Source organism: Nocardia sp. NPDC051321, from assembly GCF_044455225.1.
Taxonomy (GTDB): domain Bacteria; phylum Actinomycetota; class Actinomycetes; order Mycobacteriales; family Mycobacteriaceae; genus Nocardia.
In genome coordinates this window covers 205,920-230,755 of sequence record NZ_JBITEM010000007.1, presented here as the reverse complement: position 1 = coordinate 230,755, position 24,836 = coordinate 205,920, and the positions used below count along the sequence as shown (strand labels likewise).

Genomic DNA, 24,836 nt, shown 5'->3' with positions numbered 1-24,836 from the left:
TTGGGCAGGGGAGTGGTCGCGTGAGAACGAAGCAGCGGGCGGAGATCGCCTGCGGTCGCCAGGCGATGCTCGCCGAGTTGGGTATAGCGGGCGGTCCGGGCAGAGCCCGCAAGCTGTCCGGCGGATACGGCTGTCAGTGTCCGGAATGTGACGCCGCGCAATGGGATATGCGGCGGTTGAAATATTGGGTGTGCGGCCGGTTGCTGGCATATGGCGCCGACGTGGCCGAGGTGGATCGACGGGTGGATGGGCTGCCGGTCGACATTTACTGGCGCAAGGGCGACCGCGAGTTCGTCATCGAGGTGCGCAGCGGTGCGCTGGAACGCTCTCTCGCGCAGGAACATACGGATCGGTTGCGCGCGGCGGGCATCGAGGACGTGCTGTGGCTGTGCCCGCCGGGCTATTGGGTCGATCATCTGCACGCGCTCGGCGTCGCCGATTTCGCCCCGCCCGCATGCGATTACCAGACGGTGACCGGTGTGCTGGACACCGTGCACAGCGCGGTGGCTTCGCCGCGCAAGCACCCACTCGAGCTGCGCGACTTCATCCACGGCTGGGTCAGCGGCGACATCGTCTGGGGATATCGTGATGTGACGACAGGAGGTTGGGCCACCGTGGCCGACTGGGAGCACCACACGAAAACGCAGGCGATGATCATCGCCCGGCAGCGTCAGGAGCTGGTCAACCAGCGCACGACGCTGGCCCTGTCCCGGAAAACCGTGCGCGACAAGCAGAAACACCTGATGAAGCTCACCACTCGGCTGGAGCGGGCGGAGCAGGAGGCGCAGGAACGGGCCGATTCACTCGCGCAGGCGCGGCGCAAACTCGACGACCATCACCGGCTCGACACGTCGCTGCGCAACACCATCAAGCACCTGCAGCAGACCATCAATCACTGGCAGCTGGTGACCTGCTGCGCGATGATGCTGATCGTCACGTTCCTTGCGGGCGCGATGGTGGTGCGCTGAGCCGGAACGGGCCACGGTCCCACCGCCATTCGTTGCGCAACACCAGCGCGATGAAGTCGAGTAGCTCCAGGCCGGTCTCGTCGCGGACCTGCCGGATGGCGGACCACGGTGCCGGTCCGTGCTCGACGATCTCGGCCAGCCTCGCCGCGCTGTTCGCGTCGACCTTCCTGGCGAGCAGATCGGGGAGGCCGAGCAGGCTGCCGGTCCAGACCAGCCAGCCCCACCCCTTGCCGTGCGCGTAGGCGCGTCCCGCGGCGGCCTTCGTTCGATTGACGTGGAAGGCAACGTGTCCGAGCGGTTGCACATCGATCAGCACGACCCGGCCGTCGGTGAGCCGGGCGGCGATGCTCGGATAGCCGAGTTGCTCCGTGCCGTTCAGGTCGAAGCCGACCGCGGCCGGTTGCTCCTGGAATGAGTCGACGAGATCGCTTGCGTTGAGGATCCACAGCAGCCGCGCCGCCAACCCGGAGTCGAACGGCACATCGCGCCCGACCTTGTCCAGGTAGAAGTGTCCGCGGCCGTCGTCGTCGCTGTCGACGGTGCGGGCGGAGGTCACCGGTAGCGCGTCCGGGGTCTTGGATCCTGGCCAATCCACTTGCCCCAGCCACGGATTCAGCTGACTCGTCGCGCGCGGTTCCGCGTCGCGTAGTTTGGCAAGCCGCCGATTGGTCTTCTTTTGCCAGGCCGCGATCCGCTGCGTCACGAATCCCGCGATCCGCTTGGCGTCCTCGGAGGCGTGTCCGGCCAGCCGCAACTTCAAGTACGACAACTCGTTTGCCGCGATATCGGTGTCGGTGGCGTAGGTCTCCACCAGCAACGCGCGGACCAGCTGCTGGTCGCGCGCGCCGATCGGATAGCGCTCGGCGAACACACTCGCCGCCCGATGGCCGCTCAGTTGGGCGTTGCGAATCAGCTGAGCCACGGCCTTGGTGTGCAGCTGCCGGATTCGGTCGCGGGACAGGTCGTAGCGCGCGCCGATCTTGGCCAGCGTCTCGGGTTGCGCACCGGTGACGCCAAGCCGATAGGACAGGATCTCCCCGTCCTTGGCCTTGCGATCCGCCTGCAGCGCGATCAATTCGGCCAGCAGCTCGTTGACTTCCTCGAGCCCGAATGAAATATCGTCCTGCAGATCGAGTAGCTCGGGGTCGGTCCCGTCGGGCGCCTCGACCTGCTGGCTTGCCGTCACGCTGTGACCCCCTGGCTCGGTTTCCTGTGCGGCTCAGCCTAATGCCGACCACCGACAATTCCGGCGTACCGACCTCGGCCAGGGGGTCGGTACGTGTCAGGCTCCCGGCTGCTCAGCGTGCTCAACCCGGCGATCGGATACGTGACAACGCTCGGTTTGCTCTGCTCGCCGTCAGTGACGACCGGTGACCCTAGCGTCTTCTAATCGGTGGACAGTGTCACTGACAGCCCTTTGCCGGGGCGGGTCGAGCGGTCAGGTCTGAGCTACGGCGATGGGGTCCTCGGCTTCACTGCGTGCCGCGGCGATCAGCGAATCGAGCAGTCCGGGGAACCTGGCGTCGAGGTCTTCGCGGCGCAACGACTGCAGCGTCTCGCGGCCGGATACCCGTTGCCAGATGATGCCCGCGTCGCGCAGCACCCGGTAGTGGTGGGTCAGGTTCGACTTGGGCACGCCGTCCACGATCGAGCCGCAGGTGTGCTCACCCCCGTCGGCCAGCACTCGAACGATGCACAGTCGCAGGGGGTTTCCCACGGCGGAAAGCACGTTCGCCAACTGGATCTGTGCCCGTTCGGGATGTGCCGTCATCACGAGATCGAGGATAGCTCCATTGTTGACAAACAGTCGAACTGTACGTAAGTCTTTGAACAGTTCAACTGTCTTGAAAGGTCGCCCCAGATGCGTAGTTCCCGATTCGACGACAAGATCGCCCTCATCACCGGCGGCACCAGCGGCATGGGGTTGGCGACCGCGCGCCGCCTGCTCGACGAGGGTGCGCGGGTGGTCATCACGGGTCGCGACAAAGGTCGTCTCGCGGCCGCGGTCGAGGAGCTGGACGATGCGGATCGGGTGCTCGCGGTGGCAGGCGACGCCGCGAACCTCGCCGACCTCGACGCGCTGACGGCCGCCATCGAGGACCGGTTCGGGCGACTGGACGTGGTGTTCGCGAACGCGGGAATCGGTGCGTTCCAGCAGATTACGGACGTGACCGAGGACGAGTTCTACCGAGTGGTGGACATCAACTTCAAAGCGGCGTTCTTCACCATCCAGAAGACCCTGCCGCTGCTGGCCGACCACGGCGCGATCGTGATCAACGCGTCGTTCGCGCTGCACCGGGGTAGTCCCGGCGCCGCCCTCTACTCGGCAACCAAAGCGGCCGTGCACAATCTGGCCCGTACGTTGGCGGCTGAACTGGCCCCCAGGCGAATTCGGGTCAACTCCGTGAGTCCGGGTTATACGGCGACACCGGCGTTGGAGGCCGAAGCGTCGGCGGAGATCAAGGAGGCCGCCGCCGCCATGGTGGCCGCGGGCCGCATCGGCACGTCCGAAGAGGTCGCGGCCGCGGTCGCGTTCCTGGCCTCGGATGAGGGAGCCTACATCAACGGTCACGACCTGCTCATCGATGGAGGACTGGTCTCCGCCACCCCCGCGGCCATGATCTAGGCACGCGTTCGATCTCGAGCTGTCATAGGCATATTCGCCCGCTGTCGACGATCTGCGCGATCGTCGGTAGAGGGCGATGGCTTTTCGGGGCTGAACGTCGCCAACACTTGGATCTGGCGGGCTCTATGTCCGCCGGTTTCTGGTGCCGCTGTCCTAGGCCCTGCTGTATTTGATGACGCGTCATGTATGGCTGTTGTTCGTCGAATCAGCAGATTCCCCCCTTTGGTGTCTAGCGCGCCCGTAGAGCGTCTGGTAGTGAAGTTCGAATAGGGGGGATCGACTGAGCCAGTTCTGATGGATCTGCGAAGAGACTGGCCGTGTCAAATGGACATGCGTAGACCGCTTATGGCTATGATGGAAAGGTAACTAGCGGCGAACCCTTCGGCGCGTAGCGCGCAGCACGCGCGAGGACCCGTACTTCTCGGCAACACCCCCCTGGGCCTTTTGTGTGCGCTCTCCGCTGCGTCGGAGATCAACAAGTGGGGAGGTCTACCGACCAGTGGCTACCAGAAATTCCGCCTCGACCGGTTCGAGGAACAAGACGTCCAAGCAGGACTACGACGCGGCGTCCATCACGATCCTCGAGGGCCTCGAGGCAGTCCGTAAGCGTCCGAGCATGTACATCGGCTCCACCAACGAGCGCGGCCTGCACCACCTGGTCCGGGAAATTGTCGACAACTCGGTCGATGAGGCGATGGCCGGATATGCCACCCGGATCGACGTCACGCTGCTGGCCGACGGCGGCGTCGAGGTGGCCGACGACGGCCGCGGCATTCCGGTCGAGATGCACGAGACGGGGATACCGACGGTCGAAGTCGTCATGACCCAACTGCACGCAGGAGGCAAGTTCGACTCCGACACCTATGCGGTGGCCGGCGGTCTGCACGGCGTCGGGTTATCGGTGGTGAACGCGCTGTCGACCCGGATCGAGTTGGAGATCGACCGCGACGGCTATCACTGGACCCAGAACTATCTGCGCGCCAAGCCGGAAGAGCTGGTCCGCGGTGCGCCGACCGCGCGCACCGGCAACACCACGCGGTTCTGGCCGGATCCGGAAATCTTCGAGACGACCACGTTCAACTTCGAGACCGTCGCTCGTCGCATGCAGGAGATGGCGTTCCTGAACAAGGGCCTGACCATCGTCCTCACCGATGAGCGGGCCGCCGCCGATGCGGTCGCCGAGGAGGCGCAGCCCGACGCCCGGACACGTACCTACCACTACCCGGGTGGCCTGGAAGACTTTGTGCGCCACCTCAATCGGACCAAGCAGCCGATCCACCACGCAGTCGTCTCGTTCACCGGCGCGGGCCCCGGCCACGACCTCGAGGTCGCCATGCAGTGGAACGCGGGCTATTCCGAGTCGGTGCACAGCTTCGCCAACACCATCAACACCCATGACGGCGGCACCCACGAAGAGGGCTTTCGCGCGGCCTTGACCTCGGTGGTCAACAAGTACGCCAGAGACAAGAAGCTGCTCAAGGAGAAAGACAGCAACCTCACCGGCGACGACATCCGCGAGGGCCTCACCGCCATCGTGAGCGTGCGACTCGCCGAACCGCAATTCGAAGCCCAGACCAAGATCAAGCTGGGCAACACCGAGGTCAGGTCATTCGTGCAGCGAACCTGCAACGAGCATCTCGCACACTGGCTGGAAGCCAACCCCGCCGACGCCAAAACCATTGTCACCAAGGCTGTCTCGTCCGCGCAGGCGCGCACCGCCGCCCGCAAAGCCCGCGAGCTCGTCCGCCGCAAGAGCGTCAACGACCTCGGTGGGCTGCCCGGCAAGCTGGCCGACTGCCGCTCCAAAGAGCCACGCAAGTCCGAGATCTACATCGTCGAGGGTGATTCCGCCGGCGGCTCGGCCAAATCCGGCCGCGACTCGATGTACCAAGCGATCCTGCCGCTGCGCGGAAAGATCATCAACGTCGAAAAGGCCCGCATCGACCGGGTTTTGAAGAACACCGAAGTCCAGGCGATCATCACCGCCTTCGGCACCGGCATCCACGAAGAGTTCGACATCGCCAAACTGCGCTATCACAAGATCGTCCTGATGGCCGACGCCGACGTCGACGGCCAGCACATCGCGACGCTGCTGTTGACGCTGCTCTTCCGATTCATGCGCCCCCTCATCGAAAACGGGCACGTGTACCTGGCCCAGCCGCCCCTCTACAAACTCAAGTGGCAGCGCAGCGATCCCGACTTCGCCTACTCCGACCGCGAACGCGACGCCCTGCTCGCCGAAGGCCTGGCCGCAGGCAAGAAAATCAACCGCGACGACGGCGTCCAACGCTACAAAGGCCTCGGCGAAATGAACCCCAAAGAACTCTGGGAAACCACCATGGACCCTTCGGTCCGCGTGCTACGCCAAGTGACCTTGGACGACGCCGCCGCAGCCGACGAACTCTTCAGCATCCTGATGGGCGAAGACGTAGAAGCCCGCCGCACCTTCATCACCCACAACGCCAAAGACGTCCGCTTCCTAGACGTCTGACCCGTCAACCGCAGCAGAACGGGTCATCGCAGGGCCGTCCCACTTCACTGCCATACGCCACGAAACCCGCGATGGGCGCCAATATCTCCTCCGCAATACCGGACTCCAGCGTCGGAGCGGACCGATCGAGCGGCCGTCCCCAAGTAGACGGCAGATCATCGATATCGAACCGCACCACCCCATCGACGAACAACGTCCACAGCGCATGATCGGGAAAACCGTTCATCCGCAACACCCACCAGTGCCCCGCCACTAGCGCGGCGACCAGAAAGTGCGAGTCCCCAGTCCATCGCCACTGGGGCCGGGCGTCCAACTCGCGCGGTGCCATTATCCCAGTCTCCTCGATCCCGCCTTTCCAACAGATTCGAGCGCAGGCCGGGGCCTCGGCGGCACCTGCGAAGGCTCATCGGTGCGGTGAGACGACGCGAATCCGACCACCTGGATGGAAGCGGTGATCTGGCACGGATTTGGCACAAACAAGAAAGGCCCCCTCGAAAGGGGGCCTGACCTGGTACTACGGTGGTGCGCGATACTGGGATTGAACCAGTGACCTCTTCCGTGTCAGGGAAGCGCTCTCCCGCTGAGCTAATCGCGCGAGGTGGAGACGGGAATCGAACCCGTGTGCACGGCTTTGCAGGCCGTTGCCTCACCACTCGGCCACTCCACCGTGCGAAGGGGGACGGCTAAACTAATTGCCTGGCCCTACCTCTTCGAGCGGATGACGGGATTCGAACCCGCGACCCTCACCTTGGCAAGGTGATGCGCTACCACTGCGCTACATCCGCATGTGCATCTCGGTGACCGTTCTGGCCTCCGTGGTGCGAGACAGAACATTAGCGGACGCCCGGTGAAAGCTACAAATCCGCTGGTAGAACGGGGGAAATCGGCAAGGTTGCCAGAGTGGCGGAGGTGGCCGATGTGGTTTGGGAGGATTCAGCCGCCCGATGTGACTGCCGAGACCGGGCGAGTGGGCCCAGTCACGACCTCACCGAGACGAACTGCCGCCCAGCACGTTCCGCCCCTGGCCGGGTGGCGATTTGGTGAACCGCCGGTGCCGCATGCTAATGTTCCATCTCGTTCGGAAGGTGCTTCCCACGCCCTCCGGCCCGCCACCATGTGGCATGAGTTCAGGTCCCATAGCTCAGCGGGAGAGCGTCCGCCTCACACGCGGAAGGTCGCTGGTTCGAAACCAGCTGGGACCACCATAGAGGGCTTATTCGAAACACCGTCCGCTCGTCGGTCGGTGTTTCGTTGTTTCTGGGTGTGCTTCGACCTCGGCCTCGCCTGAGGTCGGTGGCAGGTTCGGGCCGCCTCGTGGAAATCAGCGAATACTTGGGTCTTCTCGCCCATTACGGCGGGCTGTGTGTCTTCCAGATCATCGACGTAGAAGCATCGGTAGAACGTCTCGTTCAGCAGCCGACGCACCTCGTGGCCGGCATCGTGGTAGAGGGTGTATGGATCGGCGATGAGGTCCAGCGCATGCCGGAGCACACTAATGCCGATAGCGAGTTCCTCGGATGTGTGGCTGATCCGGCGAGGCATCAAGGAGGCCATATTGCGGGTTTCGTCGCGGCGGCCTGCGGGAGATCGAGAGAACGAACGCGAGAGACGTGCATGGTCGACGCGATACGTGGCATGACGAAGCGAGTTGGTCGGTACTGACGGAGAAGGTGAGTCGACACATGACGGAGCTCGGAATGCCCTCGGTGCAGGGATATGCGCAGCTGGCACAGGATCTGCGGGCAGTGGTCCAAGGGGAGGTGCGGTTCGATGCCGGTTCTCGGGCGGCGTATTCGACCGACGGGTCGAATTATCGGCGGGTGCCGATCGGTGTCGTGCTACCGCGGACGCCCGAGGACGCCGTGGCCGCGATCGAGGTTTGCCGAGAGCACGGTGTCCCTGTGCTGTCGCGGGGCGGCGGGACGAGCTTGGCGGGCCAATGCTGCAATGTCGCGGTGGTGCTCGACTGGAGCAAGTACTGTCACCGGCTCCTCTCCGTCGACGCGCAGGCACGGACCGCGGTGGTGGAGCCGGGGATCGCCCTGGATCCGCTGAACGATCAACTGGCGGCGTACGGACTACAGGTCGGTCCTCGGCCATCGACGCACGTATCCTGCACGATCGGCGGCATGCTCGGCAACAATTCGTGCGGGGCCACCGCCCAGGCGTACGGCAAGATGGTCGACTCGGTCCGGCGCCTGGAAATCCTCACCTACGACGGTCTGCGGACCTGGGTCGGACAGACCGGCGACGAGCAGGCCGAGGCGATCATCGGCGAGGGCGGCCGGCTGGGCGAGATCGTCGAAGGCCTGCGCGGCATCCGTGATCGCTACGCCGACGACATCCGCAAGCGGTACCCCGACATTCCACGCCGGGTGTCGGGCTACAACCTGGATTCGCTGTTGCCGGAGAACGGCTTCCACTTGGCCAAGCTGCTCGTCGGGAGCGAGTGCACGCTGGTGACGGTGCTGCGGGCCGAGCTCGAATTGGTGCCGCGTCCGAAAGCGGTCGCTTTGGCGGTGCTCGGGTTCCAGAATGTCTACGCGGCCGCCGACGCGGTGCCGGAAGTCTTGCGGCACAATCCGAAAGCCTTGGAGGGCCTGGACGACCGGCTCGTCGCGCTCGAGCACAGCCGCCATCTGGCCGAGCAGGCGATCCGTCAGCTGCCTGATGGAAACGGCTGGCTGATGGTGCAATTCGACGGCGCCGACCAGGACGACGCCGACCGCAAGGCGCACGCGATGATGGACGAACTGTACGACCGTACCGGCGCCACCACGACACTGCTCGATGACCCGCGTCGCCAAAAGGAGATTTGGGCAGCGCGTGAGGCAGGTCTTGGTGCCACCGCCTACCCGCCGGACGGCCCGGAAACCCATGAGGGCTGGGAGGACGCGGCCGTGCCACCGGACCGGCTCGGCGACTACCTGCGCGATTTCGACGAATTGTTGCGCAGATACGGGTACGGATCGGCCTCGCTGTACGGGCATTTCGGCCAGGGTTGCGTGCACACGCGGATTCCGTTCGATCTGCGCACGGCCGAGGGCATCGCTCGCTACCGCGAGTTCATCGACGACTCGGCGCAATTGGTGGTGAGCTACGGTGGCTCGCTATCCGGTGAGCACGGAGATGGCCAATCCCGCAGCGCGCTGCTTCCGATTATGTTCGGAGACCGGGTGATCGAGGCGTTCGCCGAATTGAAGGCGCTGTTCGACCCCGAAGACCGGATGAATCCGGGCGATATCGTGCGGCCCAAGCAGCCGACCCAAGATCTTCGCCTCGGCACCGACTACCGGCCGACGGAGCCCAAGACCTATTTCGCGTTTCCCGAGGACGACCACCGATTCAGCAAGGCGGCGGCTCGCTGTGTGGGCGTAGGCAAATGCCGTGGTGACGAGACGGGCGTGATGTGCCCGAGTTATCGGGCCACCCGGGAAGAAGAGCACTCGACGCGCGGGCGCGCGCGCCTGTTGTTCGAGATGCTCGAGGGGGAGGTCGTCACCGACGGGTGGCGCTCGGACGAGGTGCGCGATGCGCTGGATTTGTGCCTGGCGTGCAAAGGGTGCCGCAGCGATTGCCCGGTCAATGTCGATATGGCCACCTATAAGGCCGAATTCCTCTCGCATTACTACGACAAGCGCTTGCGTCCCATGGCGCACTACTCGATGGGCTGGATCCCGCTTTGGGCGCGCCTGGCCACCAGCATGAGTGCCCTGGCCAACGGGGTGACCCAGGCTCCGGGCATCGGCCGGGTACTCAAACGGGCCGGCGGTCTCGCCGAGAAACGAGACTTGCCGCGCTTCGCCAAGACCCGCTTTCAGAAAGCATTCCGCAAACAACGCCGTGCCAGCCCTGGTGCACGCGGCCAGGTCGTACTCTGGCCGGACACCTTCACCAATAACTTCGAACCCGATATCGCGCACGCCGCGGTGGCGGTGCTCGAAGACGCCGGTTTCGACGTGCGGGTCCCGGCACAGGCCGTGTGCTGTGGGCTGACGTGGATTTCGACCGGGCAGCTGGCCACCGCGCAGCGTGCGCTGCGGCGGACCCTGCGCATACTGCAGCCTTACCTGCGAGCAGGCACACCGTTGGTGGTGCTGGAACCCAGTTGCGCTGCGGTGTTCCGTTCCGATCTACCGCAACTGCTCTACGGCGACGAGGACGCCCAACGGCTCGCCGAGCAGACTTACACGCTGGCCGAACTGCTGAGCAAACGAGCCGACGGATGGCAGCCACCGAAGCTCGACGCCAAGGTGATGGCGCAACCGCATTGCCACCATCACGCGATCCTGCACTACGCCACCGACCAAGAGCTACTGAAGTCCACCGGGGCCGATGTCGACGTGCTCGACGCCGGATGTTGTGGTCTGGCAGGCAATTTCGGCTTCGAGGACGGACACTACGATGTCTCGGTCGCGTGCGCGGAAGACAAACTGCTGCCCGCCATCCGGCAGCGCGACACCGGCGCCCAGGTCCTGGCCGACGGCTTCAGCTGCCGCACCCAGGTCCGCCAGCTCGCCCCGGGCACCCAGCCGATCCACCTGGCCCAGCTGCTCGCCGCCGGATTGGATGCTGCCGGGGCGCGGACACCGGCCGATCCCGATGCTACGAGTTAACGGGGACCCTTGAACCTTGGCGACCTGTGCAGACGTGCCGTGCAGGCGCTCACGAACCAGCAGATCGCTGCGACTGTTCCGCCAAGATAGGCTGCGGCAATATCGCGATGTGACGGGACAGTGCGTGCGGGCAGCGAAGCTAGCCAGGCCAGCGCCTCGTCGTGTTGGGCGACGGTGAATACCCGTACTGGGCACGGCATTTGGGCGCCGATCCGGCTTGTCGAGTCGCGCAGCCAAGCCCGGTCACTGACGACGGCACAGCCATCGAGCAGTCGCAGATAGCGTGCGCCGAGTCCAGCGTCGGCCACGAGCGCCGCGGGTGTCAGGCGATCGAACTGCGGGCCGAATTCATACAGCAGCCGCATCCGGTCCCCGGCCTGCCATGCGTCCTCGACCAGTGGTGCGAAGGCATTGTCGTAGTCGCGTTTGGATACCGTACCTATCGCACGCAACCCCTGCACTCCGGACGGTACGTCGGTGAGCTGCTCGAGCACGACTATGGCCTCCTTGCTACCTGAGCACCACCCTTGCCGAAAATGCTACGTTCCGGGCCGGAATGGCGTCAGTTAGCGCGACCGTTACCCGCTTATGGCCGGAATTCCTGGGCCTTGGTCTTGGCGCCCTGCAGCATGAGGTGCCAGGCGTCGGGCTCGCCGCGCAGGATCGCCATGCTCATTTCCTTGATCTGTTCGTAGGTGGCATGGGGCGGGATGGGCGGGACCTCTGGGTCGGTGCGCACGTCGAGCACGGTGGGACGGTCGGCGGACAGGGCTTCACGCCAGGCGTCGGCCAGTTGGTCCGGATCGTCGACGGCGATGGCGTGCAGGCCGAAGCAGCGGGCGATGTCAGCGTAGGAGATATCGGGAAGTGACTGGGATTCTTCGAATTTCGGTGCTCCGCCCATGGCGCGCAGTTCCCAGGTGACCTGATTGAGGTCGTTGTTGTGCAGTACACACACTACCAATCGTGGGTCCGACCACAGCCGATGGTAGCGGGCGATGGTCATCAGTTCGGCCAGGCCGTTCATTTGCATCGCGCCGTCACCGACGAGCGCGATGGCGGGACGGTTCGGGTGGGCGAACTTCGCGCCGATCGCATATGGAACGCCGGGGCCCATGGTGGCCAGCGTGCCCGACAGTGAGCCGCGGATCTGCCCGCGGAAGCGCAGGCATCGGGCATACCAGTTGGCCGCGGAGCCGGAATCGGCTGTCACAATGGCGTTTTCGGGGATCTGCTTGGACAGCTCCCAGGCCACCCGCATGGGGTTCACCGGCTTGGCCTCGAGCATGGATTGGTGCTCGATGGTCTGCCACCAGTGCTCGATATGCTTCTCCACGGTATTCCGCCAGGACCGGTCATCCTTGCGCCGCAGCAGCGGAATCATCTGCTGAAGAACATCTTTGGAGTTACCGATCAGGTTGACCTCGGTGGGGTAGCGCATGCCGATCATGGCGCCGTCCAGATCGATCTGGACCGCGCGCGCCTGCCCGAACTCCGGAAGGAACTGAGCGTAGGGAAAATTCGAGCCCACGATGAGCAAAGTGTCGCAGTCGCGCATCATTTCATAGCTCGGCCGGCTGCCGAGCAGGCCGATGGGGCCGGTGACGAACGGCAGATCATCGGGCAGCACGTCCTTGCCCAGCAACGCCTTCGCCACGCCTGCGCCGGTGAGCTCGGCCACCTGCACAACTTCCTCGGCCGCCTCGCGGGCGCCCTGGCCGATCAAGATCGCGACCTTGCTGCCCGCGTTGAGCACCTCTGCCGCGCGCTGGATCTCCTCGGTCGGTGGCGTCGTGGTGGATGGCAGTAGGCCGGGTGGGCTCGATGGCACCTCTTTGAAGGCATGCTGCGGTGGCTGGTAGTTCTCCTCCTGCAGGTCTGAGGGGATGATCACCGCGGTCGGCGCATGCCGCGTCATCGCCGTGCGGAAGGCGCGGTCGAGAGCGTTGGGCAGCTGGCTGGGGACGTTCACCTCGACCAGGTAATCCGAGGCCACATCCTTGTACAGCGTTTGCAGGTCGACCTCCTGCTGGTAGCTGCCGCCCATCGCACTGCGGGCGGTCTGGCCGACGATGGCCACCACCGGGACGTGGTCGAGTTTGGCGTCGTAGAGACCATTGAGCAGATGAATCGCGCCCGGGCCCGAGGTCGCGGTACACACACCGACCTTGCCGCTGAACTTGGCGTAACCGGTCGCCTCGAAGGCGGCCATCTCCTCGTGGCGGGCCTGCACGAAGCGCGGCTGATTGTCCGCGCGCCCGAAGGCGGCGACCAGTCCGTTGATGCCGTCGCCGGGATAGCCGAAGACCTGTTCGACACCCCATTCCCGCAATCGTTGCAGTACGTAGTCGCCAACCGTTTTCGCCATCGATTCCTCCGATCAGACTGAAACTTCGACGTCCGCGTCCTACCCCCAGATCTCGCGCTCAATCGCGCCAGCGCCGCGCGGTTCGATCAGCCCGAAATACTGAAGGACGTACGCCGGTTGAGCGGCGATTTCCGGGGTAGGACACCGACGTGGACCATAAGGCCAAGATCGACGAAGACATCGCGGTGGCTGTCTACCGCTTCCCGACCCCGCAACCTGAAGCGGACGGTACCTTCGAATGGGACTGGACCAATGCGGTGGTGGTACGCGTCGGCGCCGGTGGCCAGTTCGGATTGGGATGGACTTACAGCTCCCCGGCGACGGCCGAGGTGATCTCCACGCACCTCGCAGGAGTGCTCAGCAGCCGATCGCCGTTGGACACCGCCGACTGCTGGGCGGCGATGCACCGAGCATGCCGCAATATCGGCACGAAAGGTGTTGCCGCCCATGCCCTCAGTGCCGTCGACATCGCGCTATGGGATTTGAAGGCCCGTCTGCTCGAGGTGCCCCTCGCGCAGCTGTTCGGCAGGGTTCGCACCGAGGTACCCGTCTATGGTTCGGGTGGTTTCGTCTCCCTCGACGACCGCGGTCTGGCCGAGCAGGTCAACCTATGGCATGCGGCGGGCTGTCGGGCCATGAAGATCAAAATCGGCGAGGACCACGGAAGCAGGGTGGCGTGTGATCTCGCGCGGGTGGACCGGCTACGTGAACTCGCCGGTGCCGATGTGCAATTGATGGTGGACGCGAACGGTGGTTATCTACCCGGGCAGGCGAGGCGGGTCGGTGCCGAGTTGGACGAGCGCGGCGTTGTGTGGTTCGAGGAACCGGTCACCAGCGACGACCGAGTCGGTCTGGCCACCGTGCGGGATGCGGTGCGCTGCGATGTCGCCGCGGGCGAGTACGCCTATGACGTATATGACGCGGCGGCGCTGCTCGACGCCGTGGACTGCCTCCAACTCGACGCCACCCGGTGCGGTGGATACACCGGCTTCTTGCGCGGCGCCGCCGTCGCCGCGAGCCGAGGACTGGATGTGTCGGGCCATTGTGCCCCGGCGCTGAGCGCTCCGGTCGCGGCGGCGATCCCCAATCTTCGCCACGTCGAGTGGTTCGTCGACCATGTGCGTCTGGAACCTCTGCTGGTGCAGGGCGTTCCCGAGGTGAAGAACGGAGCCCTGCAGATTCGCGAGGACGAAGCTGGGCACGGCATGAGTATCAGCGCGAACGCCGCGGATTACCGGATCAAATAGCGCGGCGACAAAATGAACCGCCGATACTCCGCTGGTTGTGGTTGACACGCGATTGCGGATGAAATAACGAGAAGTGTGCTTGCCATGCCGGGACAGGGGTATCTGCCTTGATATGTCTTGGGCAAAATCGAGACGCGAAGGTGGGCTGCGGTGAGAATCGAGGACTACGGCTTACTGGGAGATCTGCAGACTGCCGCATTGGTGGGCCGCAACGGATCTATCGACTGGCTGTGTCTACCGCGGTTCGATTCGCCCGCCTGCTTTGCCGCCCTGCTCGGCGACGAGCGGGCGGGCTACTGGCGATTAGCCCCTACGAGGGGCGGGGTGTGCAGCCGGCGACGATACCGCGGGGACACCCTGATCCTCGAGACGGAGTGGGACACACCCGACGGGAGTGTCCGACTGATCGACACGATGCCACCACGAGGGCAAGCGGCCGATGTTGTGCGTGTGGTGGAAGGCCTCAATGGACGGGTACCGATGCGCATGGCGTTGCGACTGCGCTTCGACTACGGGCGCATCGTGCCGTGGATCCGCCACCGCGACGAGTACCTGAGCGCGATTGCCGGGCCCGACGCGGCGTGGCTGCGCACGCCCGTCCCGCTCCACGATCATGAACTGACGACTTGCGCAGATTTCACTGTGGCCGCCGGGCAACGAGTGCCATTCGTGTTGACCTACCAGCCTTCGCACCAACCGCGCCCGCGGTTCGCGGACGCGGAAGAGGCGTTGCGAGATACCGAATCGTTCTGGTCGGAGTGGGTCAGCCAACTGCGTTATCAAGGCAAATGGGACGAAGCGGTGCGCCGGTCGCTGGTGACAGTGAAGGCGCTGACCTACGCACCGACCGGTGGCATTCTCGCGGCCCCGACCACCTCGCTGCCCGAACAGCTGGGCGGAGCACGTAATTGGGACTACCGCTTCTGCTGGTTACGCGACGCGACGTTCGTGCTGCAGGCGCTCCTGGGTACCGGGTTCGTCACCGAGGCCAAGGCGTGGCGGGAGTGGTTGCTGCGCGCCGTCGCCGGCGATCCGGCGGACCTGCAGACGGTGTACGCCCTCGACGGAACCCGTCGGCTGCCCGAATCCACCTTGGACTGGCTCGGTGGCTACGAAGGCTCGCGGCCGGTCCGAGTCGGCAACGACGCATCGGGACAGTTCCAGCTCGACGTGTGGGGCGAGGTGCTGGATGGATTGCATCTGGCCCGACAGGCGGGAATCGAGGCGGAGGAGGCGGTGTGGGACATGCAGCGCGCCTTGCTCGATTTTCTCGAAAGCCATTGGGACTCACCGGGCAACGGCCTGTGGGAGGTACGCGGGGAGCGGCACGATTTCGTGCACTCGAAGGTCATGGCATGGGCAGGAGTCGATCGCGCCATCGAAGCGGTAGAACGATTCGGCTTGGACGGACCCGCCGAGGATTGGAAGGCATTGCGGGCACGCATCCACGCCGATGTCTGTGCGAAGGGTTTCGATGGCGACCGCAACACCTTTACCCAGTTCTACGGTTCGCACGGTGTGGACGCGGCACTGCTGTTGATTCCGCGGGTCGGCTTCCTGCCGTGGCATGACAGCCGCGTCGTAGGGACCATCGAAGCGGTGCAACAGGAGCTGTGCCGCGACGGCCTGCTGCTGCGCTACCAGCCGCAGGCCGGCGGTGGGAGCGCCGGGCTTACTGATTCCGGGGGAGCGTTTTTAGCCTGCTCATTCTGGCTTGCGGACGCGCTGTACGAAATCGATCGTGCAGGAGAGGCCGTCGAGTTGTTCGAGAGGTTGCTGGCTCTGCGAAACGACCTCGGCTTGCTCAGCGAGGAATACGACACCTCCGTCGGGCGTCAGGTAGGGAACATGCCGCAGGCCTACAGCCACGTCGGATTGATCAACACGGCCCGTCGTCTCAGCGGCGCCCTGGCGACCGAAGGCCCTACCTCGGGCGCTATAGGAAACCCCGCCTGAGCGCACGATCGCGCCGGGGCCGTCGGTACGAACAACCGACTCCCCGCTGACCACCGCGCCATTGACCAGCACGTGATGGACACAGTCTCGGCGGGCCCGGACGCGACGATCGTGCCCGCAGCGTGCACACCATAGGTAATCGGTATCGCGAGGCGTGGCGTACTGACGAAACCCATAGCGGTGCAACCTCTTTCACGAAGGCAGCGGAGCAGGCGCAATCTTCAGAGGTCGGCGCTCGCCCGCACCCGGAGACGAACCATCGGCAGTGCGTCGACGGGCTTGCCGGTGGCGTATTCGATGCTGGCGCGCAGCTTTTCCCATGCGGTCGGGTGGTTGCGCATGTAGTGCGCGAGGGCGTCGGCGGATTCGTCGCGGGTCATCGCAATCGCGAGGGCGGGTCGATTTCTCGTGGTTCCGGTGGAGATCCGCACGTCTGGGTTCGCCTGAATATTGCGGTACCACTGGGCTCGGGTGCCGAAGCCGGACACGATGACGTACTCGCCGGGCGCGGGCCGGTCGACGACTTCGAGCACGACATACCTGGCTTCGCCGGACTTTCGCCCGATGTGCCGCAGCAGCATCATGCGTGAGCCGAACAGGAAACCGAGCCCCGCCCGGTAGAGCCAGATCGGCGCGCGAACCAGCCATCGCGTGCGTAATGCGCGGGCGCCGAGCTTGGCGGTGAAACTTATCGCGGCCATTTCTGTACTCCTTCAACGAGATTGACGGGCAGCGGGACCGCGGTCACTGGGCCCGCTCGCGGACGACGTGCGCGATATCGATTCGTTCGACGAGGCGCACAGCCGGTAGTTGCGACAGTGCGGCGGCGGCCAGCACCGCGACGACGGCGAGTAGCGGGGGTAGCACGCCGAGGGAGAGGTGCAGGCTGAACATGTCGCTGTTGAACGAGCGCAGAAATGCCCATGCCGCGGCGATTCCGGCAGCCAGCCCGAGCGGAACGGCCAGCAGTGTCGCGGCGAGGTTTTCAGTGGCCAGTGCCGCGGTGAGCCGGCGGACCGGTACGCCCGCGGCCCGCAGCGTCGCCAGTTCGGTGGTGCGTTCGGCGAGGTTGACGGTCATCGTCACGTAGATGACAGTGAAGGCGAGAATGGCGCCGAGGATCAGCATGACGATGATGAAAACCCAGAACAGGCCGAGGAATTGGTTTGCCTGATCTTCGAGCGCATGGGTGTCGGTGTACGCGACGACGCCGGGGAGCGAGGTGATCGCCGCGCGCAGCGCGTCGTGATCGGCGTCGGTGTCGAACCGGGCCAGATAGCCACGCAGGCCCAGACCACCGAGGTGGCCGGCCGTGGCGTCGCTGGCGTAGAGGAATGTTCCGAGGGGTTCATCGACGAAACCGGCTATGCGCTGCTGCCGCGAGGCGCCGAAAGCTGGAGTGACAGTGACGGTATCGCCCACCGCCACGCCCAGCCGGTCGGCCAATGGCGCACCGGCGAGGAGCCCTTCGGCGGACAGCGTCCGGGTTCCGCCGTCGGGTGTCCGGAATCCGTGCATCGTCGTGTCCGTGGCGAGACCGTTGAGCATCGTCGAGTAGGAACGATCGCCGGCGGCGACGGTGACCGGTGTGGCCGAGGCAGGTTCGACGGCGGTGACGCCGGGCAGCGCGCGCAGTCGGGTGGCGAGATCCCCGGCGCCGGGGGAGAGGTAGACGGTGACATCTTCGCGTTCGATCTGATGGAACTGGATGTCGAGCACGCTGCGCATGCTGGTGAGCATGCCGACCGAGGCGAGGATCAGGGTCAACGAGAGCACCGTGCCCACCATGGTCGCGATCGTGCGGCGACGGCCCCTGGTCAGGGAACGCAAGGCCATCCGCGCGACGACGGGCATTCGGTGCAGACGAGCCGACCATCGGGTGAGCGGTCCTGCTTCGGCGGCGCGGATGCCGTCGCCGCGCATGGCTTCGGCGGGAGCGAGCCGGGCCGCGGCGACAGCGGGCGCCAGACCGGCGATGAGCCCGGTGAGCAGGCCGAGGGCGAATCCGACAAGGGCGGTGGGGATTCGGTGGTCGATCACGGTGTCGGGGATGCCGAGCGCGGAAGTGTAGGCCGAGGTGACCACGGAGGTGGCGACGAACCCGCCGAGGACTCCGAGTAGCGCACCGACGGCGGCGATGCCGACGCCGTAGCTCACATAGTGCCCGACCACGCTGCGCCGCCGCGCGCCCATCGCCAGCAGGGTCCCGATGATCGGGCGTTCGGTGTGCACCAGCCTGGTGATCAGCACGTACTCGGCGATCGCCGCGGCGGCCAGGAACAGGGCGGGGAAGCCGACGGCGATTTCGGAGAAACCGTTGAGGTCTTCGCGCAGGATCGCGTTCGAGGGCTGCTCGGCCTGGGGCACGACATCGAGCGCACCCGCGGCGCGCAGTGCCCCCATTACCCTGCCGCGATCGGCTTGCGTTGCCGTGTCGGCCATTTCAACCAGTGTCTGGTTCGGGCGCGGATCTCCGGTGAGTCGCAGCGCCTCGGGTTGTGGCGCGAAGGCGACGGCGAAGGCATGCGGATCACCGAGGGCTTCCTGGCGGTTGCGGGCAGGCCAGAGGTATTCCGCGGATCGAGCGATGCCGCAGATCGTGACGGTGTGCGGGCGGGCGCCGTCGAAGATCTGGAGAAAATCACCGGTCTCGAGGTGGAAGGTGTCGGCGGCGTGTTGTTCGACGACCACCTGATCCGGATGCGCGGAATCCGGCAATTGCCCTGCGGTCAACTGGATTTCGTTCACCCACGAGGCGCCGGGCTGCGGCAACCCGACCACGCGTCCGAGTAATTTGGTGTCCCCGATCGAGAACGGGACATCAGTTTGGGTGCGTTCCGCGACCGAGGCGACGCCGTCGGCGGCCCGGACCGCCGCGGCGATGGCCGCGGGATCGCCTCCGGTAGCGGTGAAGTCGGCCAGGTGCAGGCGATCGTAGGTGCGCTGGTAGGACGTCTCGAGGTTGCGGAACGAGTCATAGCTGGCGATGAACAGCAACACCCCGAGCAGCACCGTAGTGGCGATGGCGGCGACCGGCGCGGTTCGCCTGCGCATGTCACGCAGAATCTTGTTGGCCAGCACCCGTTTCGAGGACATGAACATCGACCTCACCACCTGACGTTCGCGGCGTCGAGGGGGCTGGCGTTGGTGTCGGCGGAGACGACGCGGCCGTCGCGCATCCGGATGACCCGGTCGGCGATCTGGGCGGTCACCTCGTTGTGGGTCACCATCACCACCCCGCGTCCGGCGCGACTGGTCCGTTGCAGCAGCTCGAGCACGCTGCGTCCGGTAGCGACATCCAGTGCGCCGGTGGGCTCATCGGCCAACAGCAGATCCGGGTCGGTCGCCAGGGCCCGGGCGATCGATACCCGCTGCTGTTGCCCGCCCGACAGCTGTGCGGGGAAATGGTCGGCCCGGTCGGACAATCCGACCGCGGTCAGCAGCTCCGGTGCCCGGCGGTGGTCGCCGCGTCCGGTCAACTCGATGATGACTTCGACGTTTTCCCGCGCGGTCAGGCTCGGTATGAGATTGAAGAATTGGAAGACGAAGCCGACGTGGTCGCGCCGGAACGCGCCGAGGGCCGCCGGTTTCGTGGTCGAAATATCCTGCCCAGCAACGACTATGGTGCCGGTATCGGCGGATTCGATGCCGCCGATGATGTTGAGCAGGGTGGTTTTCCCTGAGCCGCTGGCACCGAGGATCGTGACGAGTTCGCCCGGCGCGATGTCGAGGTCGACGTCGGTGAGCGCGTGCACGGCGGCCTCGCCCTCGCCGTAGGTCTTGCCGACGCCGTGCAGGCGGATTCCGCCGCGCGGCCGCTCAATCGCCGGAGCGTGTGCCGTCTGGTGTTCGGTCACTGGAATATCCTTCGCTGTTTGGGTTTTGGGGTATTCCCGCCGCGCGCAACAGTGGGCCGGTCACCTCGACTGCGGCCAGGCTGGGATCGATCATCCGGTGCAGGATCAGGCCGTCGATGAGCGCGAGCACCACCGCCGCGGTGGCCTCGGGATCGGCCGTGCCTTGCTCGTGGAACCACGCGGTCATCGTGGCGCGGGCGCGAGCGACGAAGTGGGCCAGCTCCGTTCGCAACCTCGGCAGCCTGGTGGCGGCCAGCATCATCTCGCTCATCGCGACCGTCGCGGTGTCGGTTCCGGTGTAGGAGCCGATCGCGGTGAGCATCTGGGTCATCGCGGCCGGGCCGGGCAGCGCGAGCGCGCCTGCCAGCACGCTGTCGTATTCGGTCCGAGCCGTCTGCAAGGAGGCGTCGATGAGCAAGTCGGTCACCGAGGAGAAGTGATAGTGCACCAGCCCCGGCCGGACGTCAGCCCGCTGGGCGACCATCCGGGTGGTCACCGCACCCCAGCCGTGCTCAGCGATCAACTCGACCGCCGCCGTCATCAGCTTGGCGCGCGTTTCCTCGCCCTGCTCGGCTGCCGTGACCACGGATCCTCCTGTCGTCCTGTCGTCATTGAGGTTGGTCGATCGCTTTGGGCGTCCGCCCAACCCTCATGGTAATGGCATACTGCAACAGTTGCTATAGGCAATTAGAAGTTCAGGGTGTGGTGCCGAAGAATCCGGTTCGTGAGGAACCGGCTCGGGCAACCACGTCGCCCGCGCCTGCGGTTTCGAGGCGGGGGCGCCGGGTATCGCGATTTTGGCTTCGCAGGCGGCTCTCCCGGTGCCGATCAGAGCACCAGCCACTGGGAGCCACCGTGGAGGTACTGATGAAGACCATTGGTCAGCTACTCGACACCTATCCAGTCGATCTCGGCCACGTCGACCGCAAGGCCCTCGAAGCGTGTATCGAGCAATGTTTCGAATGCGCCCAGGCCTGTACCGCCTGCGCCGATGCCTGCCTGAGCGAACAGGAAGTCGCGCAGATGGTGAAGTGCATCAGAACCGATCTCGACTGCGCCGACATGTGCGAAACCGCCGGACGTGTGCTGTCGCGGCACACCGGCTACGACGCGAACGTCACCCGCGCGACGCTCGAAGCCTGTGCCGCCGTGTGCAAAGCCTGCGCCGACGAATGCGAACGGCACACCGCACACCAGCACTGCCAGATCTGCGCGCAGGCCTGCCGGCGCTGCGAGACAGCCTGCCGGGAACTCATTGCGGCTCTTGGCTGACCCATCGGGACGTCCGCGCGCGGGAGGGACGTCGCGGCCTCTAGGGTCCCACCGACCCGCCGCCGATGCACAACGCCGAGGCGAAGGCTTTGACCAGCGTTATCTGTAAGGCGATTCGGCCGCCGTGCGCAGAGACGGCGCGCATCACCGTCCCGTGGATTCGCGGCGTGGCAGCGGAATCGCTGCCCAGGTTCGTCTGTCTACTTCCGCATTGCTCATTGTGGCGGTACGCAACAGTTGTTATAGGCAAACTTCGGTGGGCAGTAAAATAACTTTGGTTACACTCACTGAGGAGGATGATGGTGTCGCCAGCCCGCTCAATCACCCCGGACTCGGTTGACGAAGTGACCGATGCACTACTCACCGCATCACGGTTGCTGGTGGCGATATCTGCCCGATCGATCGCGCACGTCGACGAAACGATCACCCTCCCGCAATTCCGCACCTTGGTGATTCTCGCCACCCAGGGGCCGGTGAAACTGGCTACGCTGGCTCAACAATTGGACGTGCAGCCCTCGACCGCCACCCGCATGGTGGAGCGGCTGCTGACCGCCGAATTGATCACCAGGCAACCGAATCCGCAGACCCGCCGTGAATTGATCATTGACCTCACGTCGCATGGCAGAGAGGTCGTCGAAGAGGTCACCGCGAGCCGCCGTCGCGAAATCGCCCGTGTCGTGCAGTCCATGCCCGCCGCGCAGCGGCAGGGTTTGGTGGCCGCGCTCAACGCCTTCACCGCCGCCGGCGGCGAGTTCGCGGCCGACGGCAGTCAGGCGTATCCGCTGTAGCGCGTTGGGTTCACGAGCCGACAGTCGCGAGGGACCGTCCCGAGTCTTGCCCGGATGTCAATGTCTCCGTAGCGATGTCGGTATCGCGGCGGCGGGACCGGGCGCCGGCCCATTGGAGTAGAGCCAACCCGGCCAATCCCGCCGCAGCCGTCCCGATGCCGATCTGCCAGCCCGGCGGTCGCCAGCTCAGCATCAGTTCGGCATTGTCGATGCCCGCCGGAATGTCAACGGCGACGAACGTACCCGCCACCGTCGTGACCGGTATGTCCCTGCCCTGCAGGCTGGCTCGGTAGCCGGGCCACGCGAGCCGGGCGAAGACGACCCGTCCGCCCTCGGTGGAGCTCACCCGAACCCGGCTGGTGACGTCCGCCCGTGAGGTCGAGACCGCCGTCACCCCTGCGGAATCGGCGATCAGGCCGTTGCTGGTCGAGATCGGGCCGTCGGTGCGTTCCAGAACCCAGATGTAACGCTCGTGTCCTGGATAGTCGACCCATTTCCAGCCCGGCGGCGCGGGACGGTTACGTGCGTCGGGGAACTGGGCTCGCTGCAGCACGACTCGGTCGACCTTCATCAGGTCGACAATCGTTCGGCCGGTGGACGATTCGACCGCGAAGGCGCGCCGGAACGCATCCGGGCACGTGCTGCCGTCCCAGCCCATGCACAGCATGGCGCTGAAGGCGGCGTGACCTATCGGGGTGTAGGCGTTGACGTAGTCCAACCCGAGATTCTTGGCATAGTTGCCGAACGCGAGCGAACTGTACGCACCCGCCAAGCTCTCGTCCGCCGGTTGCAGCAGGCCACGGTCGGCTAATTGCAGAGTGACACCGCCGAAATGGGGAAAGGCACCGGTCATCTCCGAGCGCCGTTCGGGAAAGTTGTAAGACAGCGGTGTCGGCGGCGCGGAGTGCACCTGAAGGTAGGCGATCGGGAACATCGACCCGATGATCAACAGGCACACCGCCACCGTCCCCCGGGTCCGGCCGAGCCACACCGCGACAGCGCCGAGCCCGACCACGGCCCCGACCGCGACGAGATGCCGCACCAGGTGCTGCGGGTCGGCCGAGAACGACCGCGCGAGCAACAGGCCGATCAACACCACGGCGGCCGCGCCTCTGCTGCGCGCCCGCGTGAAAGTCCCATGGCGACTGAGCAATACACACATCAGCACCAGCAACGCGAGCGCGACCATCGGCAGCACCCTGGCAGGCCAGCGCAGCGGCCCGATCCGCCCGGGCCCCGCAGTCCACATCAATACCGCCACCGCGAACAGTCCGACTCCGCTCAGCTCCCTGACCGACCGCACCGCCGCACGCCAATCGATGAACGCCAGTGCCGGAATCAAGAACCACGCGATGTACACCATGGGTAGCGGCTGGACATATCCCCACCACCCGGTGAACGCGGGCACCGTACTGGGCAGACTCGCGTTGAGCGACTCCGACCACGGCACCGTCAGAAAAGGGTCATTGAGAACCCGTTCGTTGCCACGCCAGGTCGTCGCCGAGGACAACATTCCGGGCAGATAGGTTTCCAGCCCCACCAGTCCGGCGCACCCCGCAGCCGCGAGCAACCGCCACGTCGGCGCCCACTGCCGCTGGTATACGACTTCGCCGACCGCCACCGCGGCGATCATCAGCGCCGATTCCACTGCGGGAAAGATGTATTGGACCGAGATCGCCAGATACAAGAACACGAAAGCCGGAATCGGCCCGCTTCGCCCCCTCGCATAACGGACCCCCGACGCCCAGGCGTGGACCAGCCACGCGGTACCGGTCAGCGAGGTCGCCCAACTCGCTTCATCGAAGAACAGGAACCATCCGCTGAGCGTGAAGCCGATCCCGGCGACCGCCGCCCAGGGCGCCCGCGCGCCGTACTCGCGGCAGATCCGGAACACCCCGAGCGCGGCGATGATCGAGAACACCAGCTTCACGACGGTCGCGTAGATCGCGAGATTGTCCACCGACGGCGCGATCAGATCGATGAGCAACTGCGGCGGGTTGTACAGTCCCGCCTCTTCCATCGCGTAGTTGCCCGACATCCACTCCCATGGCACCAGCGCCGGAAAATGGCCTGCCCGCAACTGGCGTCCCAGCATCACCCACAGTGCGGCGTACTGGGATTCGGTGTCATCGGTGTAGTAATGCCGCGCGTTCGCCAGCAGCACCGCCGCGTAGCCGATCACCACGCCTGCCGCGGTGACAGCCCCCCACCGATACACCTCGTCGCGCGATGTCGTTGCCGCAGTTGCCACCACGAGTGCCAGACCCTACCCGATAGCGGCAGCCTGCAACAGTTGCCATACGCAAGCGTAGTTGAAGTGTCTACGGCTCGGCGGTGGACATTCAGTCGACAGAACGATTGAGGCGACGTATGAGCAGGGCGAGGCTGACGAATAGCCCGATCAATGCAACCGCGACGACTTCAGTCATGGCGGGCCCCCTTTCCGTGAGCGAGTGGGCAGAGTACCGGGGCAGTGTTCGGCGCGGCAGGCTTTTGCCAATTACGCCCGGGCGCTTCAGGAGCCACCACGGCGGCATTTGCCTGTAGGCACCCTGTACGGGTTGTGCCATCTCACGCACGCCAATCCGTACCTGGCGGCGTTTGCGGCGGGTTCCACGCGGGCCACGCTGGACCGGGTAGCCGCCGA

Annotated in this window: 18 protein-coding genes and 4 tRNA genes; 9 read left to right on the top strand and 13 right to left on the bottom strand. The window is 65.5% G+C overall.

Translation table 11 applies throughout. The annotated features are described in order from the left end of the window. Positions 1-20 precede the first annotated feature (20 nt). Entirely contained in the window at positions 21-968 is a 948-nt protein-coding gene (locus tag ACIA8C_RS18520) for a hypothetical protein (RefSeq protein WP_396998645.1), read from the top strand. Here ACIA8C_RS18520 and ACIA8C_RS18515 read toward each other — a convergent pair. Next, positions 934-2,154 carry a sigma factor-like helix-turn-helix DNA-binding protein gene (locus ACIA8C_RS18515; RefSeq protein ID WP_397136089.1) on the bottom strand — a complete coding sequence of 407 codons (1,221 nt, stop codon included), beginning with the start codon at positions 2,152-2,154 and terminating at the stop codon, positions 934-936. The two genes, ACIA8C_RS18520 and ACIA8C_RS18515, sit on opposite strands and share 35 nt — an antisense overlap. 252 nt (positions 2,155-2,406) lie before the next feature. Then, positions 2,407-2,739, bottom strand: coding sequence for an ArsR/SmtB family transcription factor (locus ACIA8C_RS18510; RefSeq protein WP_397136564.1), 333 nt, complete (start codon positions 2,737-2,739; stop codon positions 2,407-2,409). A gap of 90 nt (positions 2,740-2,829) precedes the next feature. On the opposite strand from ACIA8C_RS18510, the gene ACIA8C_RS18505 reads away from it, so the two are divergent. After that, positions 2,830-3,594, top strand: a complete 765-nt coding sequence (locus ACIA8C_RS18505) for a glucose 1-dehydrogenase (RefSeq protein ID WP_397136087.1) — start codon at positions 2,830-2,832, stop codon at positions 3,592-3,594. Positions 3,595-4,093: 499 nt separating this feature from the next. Next, positions 4,094-6,085 carry a DNA topoisomerase (ATP-hydrolyzing) subunit B gene (gene gyrB / locus ACIA8C_RS18500; RefSeq protein ID WP_397136084.1) on the top strand — a complete coding sequence of 664 codons (1,992 nt, stop codon included), beginning with the start codon at positions 4,094-4,096 and terminating at the stop codon, positions 6,083-6,085. A 4-nt stretch (positions 6,086-6,089) separates the two neighbouring features. Here gyrB and ACIA8C_RS18495 read toward each other — a convergent pair whose 3' ends face one another. The 4 genes from ACIA8C_RS18495 to ACIA8C_RS18480 form a co-directional block, all read right to left on the bottom strand. Next, positions 6,090-6,413, bottom strand: coding sequence for a hypothetical protein (locus ACIA8C_RS18495; RefSeq protein WP_397136082.1), 324 nt, complete (start codon positions 6,411-6,413; stop codon positions 6,090-6,092). 192 nt (positions 6,414-6,605) lie between these two features. Further along, positions 6,606-6,680 (bottom strand) — tRNA-Val (locus tag ACIA8C_RS18490). A gap of 1 nt (position 6,681) precedes the next feature. Continuing rightward, positions 6,682-6,752 (bottom strand) — tRNA-Cys (locus tag ACIA8C_RS18485). A 46-nt stretch (positions 6,753-6,798) separates the two neighbouring features. Then, positions 6,799-6,870 (bottom strand) — tRNA-Gly (locus tag ACIA8C_RS18480). 345 nt (positions 6,871-7,215) lie between these two features. Here ACIA8C_RS18480 and ACIA8C_RS18475 point away from each other — a divergent pair. Then, a tRNA-Val gene (locus ACIA8C_RS18475) sits at positions 7,216-7,290 on the top strand. A gap of 477 nt (positions 7,291-7,767) precedes the next feature. Beyond that, a complete protein-coding gene (locus ACIA8C_RS18470) occupies positions 7,768-10,701 on the top strand; it encodes an FAD-binding and (Fe-S)-binding domain-containing protein (protein ID WP_397136079.1) in 2,934 nt (977 codons plus the stop codon). Here ACIA8C_RS18470 and ACIA8C_RS18465 read toward each other — a convergent pair. Together ACIA8C_RS18465 and ACIA8C_RS18460 are read right to left on the bottom strand one after the other, a co-directional pair. Continuing rightward, positions 10,698-11,195 carry an STAS/SEC14 domain-containing protein gene (locus ACIA8C_RS18465; protein ID WP_397136077.1) on the bottom strand — a complete coding sequence of 166 codons (498 nt, stop codon included), beginning with the start codon at positions 11,193-11,195 and terminating at the stop codon, positions 10,698-10,700. The genes ACIA8C_RS18470 and ACIA8C_RS18465 overlap by 4 nt on opposite strands. Positions 11,196-11,287: 92 nt before the next feature. After that, on the bottom strand, positions 11,288-13,069 hold the full coding sequence (locus ACIA8C_RS18460; RefSeq protein ID WP_397136075.1) for a thiamine pyrophosphate-requiring protein: 1,782 nt from the start codon (positions 13,067-13,069) through the stop codon (positions 11,288-11,290). A 149-nt stretch (positions 13,070-13,218) separates the two neighbouring features. Here ACIA8C_RS18460 and ACIA8C_RS18455 point away from each other — a divergent pair, with 149 nt between their 5' ends. After that, complete coding sequence (locus ACIA8C_RS18455) at positions 13,219-14,316, top strand: enolase C-terminal domain-like protein (protein ID WP_397136072.1); 1,098 nt, start codon at positions 13,219-13,221, stop codon at positions 14,314-14,316. Positions 14,317-14,466: 150 nt separating this feature from the next. After that, entirely contained in the window at positions 14,467-16,272 is a 1,806-nt protein-coding gene (locus tag ACIA8C_RS18450) for a glycoside hydrolase family 15 protein (protein WP_397136070.1), read from the top strand. 221 nt (positions 16,273-16,493) lie between these two features. Here the strand turns inward: ACIA8C_RS18450 and ACIA8C_RS18445 are convergent, their stop codons facing one another. The 4 genes from ACIA8C_RS18445 to ACIA8C_RS18430 are packed head-to-tail and all read right to left on the bottom strand — an operon-like array spanning position 16,494 to position 20,715. Then, positions 16,494-16,973 (bottom strand): nitroreductase family deazaflavin-dependent oxidoreductase, encoded by a 480-nt coding sequence (locus tag ACIA8C_RS18445; RefSeq protein WP_397136068.1) that lies wholly within the window; start codon positions 16,971-16,973, stop codon positions 16,494-16,496. Positions 16,974-17,016: 43 nt separating this feature from the next. Next, complete coding sequence (locus ACIA8C_RS18440; protein WP_397136066.1) at positions 17,017-19,368, bottom strand: FtsX-like permease family protein; 2,352 nt, start codon at positions 19,366-19,368, stop codon at positions 17,017-17,019. An 11-nt stretch (positions 19,369-19,379) separates the two neighbouring features. Then, positions 19,380-20,129, bottom strand: a complete 750-nt coding sequence (locus ACIA8C_RS18435; RefSeq protein ID WP_397136064.1) for an ABC transporter ATP-binding protein — start codon at positions 20,127-20,129, stop codon at positions 19,380-19,382. Continuing rightward, positions 20,092-20,715, bottom strand: a complete 624-nt coding sequence (locus ACIA8C_RS18430; RefSeq protein ID WP_397136062.1) for a TetR/AcrR family transcriptional regulator — start codon at positions 20,713-20,715, stop codon at positions 20,092-20,094. The genes ACIA8C_RS18435 and ACIA8C_RS18430 overlap by 38 nt, the downstream gene beginning before the upstream one ends. Before the next feature lie 281 nt (positions 20,716-20,996). On the opposite strand from ACIA8C_RS18430, the gene ACIA8C_RS18425 reads away from it, so the two are divergent. After that, a complete protein-coding gene (locus ACIA8C_RS18425) occupies positions 20,997-21,401 on the top strand; it encodes a four-helix bundle copper-binding protein (RefSeq protein WP_397136059.1) in 405 nt (134 codons plus the stop codon). 299 nt (positions 21,402-21,700) lie between these two features. Further along, complete coding sequence (locus ACIA8C_RS18420) at positions 21,701-22,189, top strand: MarR family winged helix-turn-helix transcriptional regulator (RefSeq protein ID WP_397136057.1); 489 nt, start codon at positions 21,701-21,703, stop codon at positions 22,187-22,189. A gap of 10 nt (positions 22,190-22,199) precedes the next feature. Here the strand turns inward: ACIA8C_RS18420 and ACIA8C_RS18415 are convergent, their stop codons facing one another. Next, complete coding sequence (locus ACIA8C_RS18415; protein WP_397136055.1) at positions 22,200-24,440, bottom strand: hypothetical protein; 2,241 nt, start codon at positions 24,438-24,440, stop codon at positions 22,200-22,202. Between the last annotated feature and the right edge of the window lie 396 nt (positions 24,441-24,836).